This is a genomic window from Microbacterium maritypicum MF109, assembly GCF_000455825.1.
GTDB classification, from domain to species: domain Bacteria; phylum Actinomycetota; class Actinomycetes; order Actinomycetales; family Microbacteriaceae; genus Microbacterium; species Microbacterium maritypicum_A.
In genome coordinates, this window is the sequence record NZ_ATAO01000100.1 from 1 (window position 1) to 250 (window position 250).

Genomic DNA, 250 nt, shown 5'->3' on the forward strand with positions numbered 1-250 from the left:
TGCGGGTGCGGGGTACCGGCTTCACCGTGACGCGCAGCTGACGCGCACGCTCGGCCGATCTACGCCGACCATGACAGTGCCCCGACGAGCATAAGAGCTCGTCGGGGCACTGTCGGTTGCGCTACTCCTGCGGCTGTCGACGACGGCGGATGGCGGGGAGGAGCATCCCTCCAGCGAAGAGCATCAGTCCCCCCAGCAGCAGACCGGCCGAAAGCACTCCACCGGTCACCGCCAGTGTGGGCGGCGGCGG

At 69.6% G+C, this 250-nt stretch carries 1 protein-coding gene; it reads right to left on the bottom strand.

Annotated elements, in window-relative coordinates; translation table 11 throughout:
- Nucleotides 1-121: 121 nt before the first annotated feature.
- Nucleotides 122-229: a hypothetical protein gene (locus L687_RS43305; RefSeq protein WP_373695045.1), complete on the bottom strand. Its 108-nt coding sequence runs from the start codon at nucleotides 227-229 to the stop codon at nucleotides 122-124.
- Nucleotides 230-250: the final 21 nt, after the last annotated feature.